The organism is Vibrio sp. 10N.261.52.A1 (assembly GCF_002876325.1).
GTDB lineage: Bacteria > Pseudomonadota > Gammaproteobacteria > Enterobacterales > Vibrionaceae > Vibrio > Vibrio chagasii.
The window spans coordinates 1-601 of record NZ_MCYD01000444.1; the positions used below are offsets into that span (position 1 = coordinate 1).

Consider the following 601-nt stretch of genomic DNA (forward strand, 5'->3'; position numbering starts at 1 on the left):
GAAGAAATACTATTTGTTTTATTCCTAAGCTCTGTTTATTATTAGGTAGATTATTTAGTTTACCTTGATGGAAAATATCATGTCTGAATTAACAAAAACTCTATTAAATATCCGTAGCCTTCGCGCATTCTCACGTGAATTAACTCTTGAGCAACTAGAAGAAGCGCTAGACAAGCTAACTATTGTTGTACAAGAGCGTCAAGAGTCTGAAGCTGAAGAACGTGCGGCTAAAGCAGCACAAGAAGCTAAACTTTCTGCTATTGCTGAGCAAATCGCAAAAGACGGAATTGATGTTGCTGATCTTATTGCTGCGCTTTCTGGCGAAGCAAAATCTAAAACAACAAAAGCGAAACGCGCTCCTCGCCCAGCTAAATACAAATACGTAGATGCGAACGGCGACGAGAAAACTTGGACAGGCCAAGGTCGCACACCTTCAGCTATCCAAGAACAACTAGACGCTGGTAAATCTCTAGAAGATTTCGCTATCTAAATGTTCAATTTGCATAGTGGGTGTCGCAATTACTGACTAAGCAATAGAATTAATATTTAAGTCGACTAAAGTATTATTTACGGCTTCAATATATTTAGAAACAAAAAAAGG

At 38.3% G+C, this 601-nt stretch carries 1 protein-coding gene; it reads left to right on the top strand.

What is annotated here, in order from left to right:
• Positions 1 to 79 precede the first annotated feature (79 nt).
• Complete coding sequence (locus BCT81_RS05285) at positions 80 to 490, top strand: H-NS family nucleoid-associated regulatory protein (RefSeq protein ID WP_061031763.1); 411 nt, start codon at positions 80 to 82, stop codon at positions 488 to 490.
• Positions 491 to 601 lie beyond the last annotated feature (111 nt).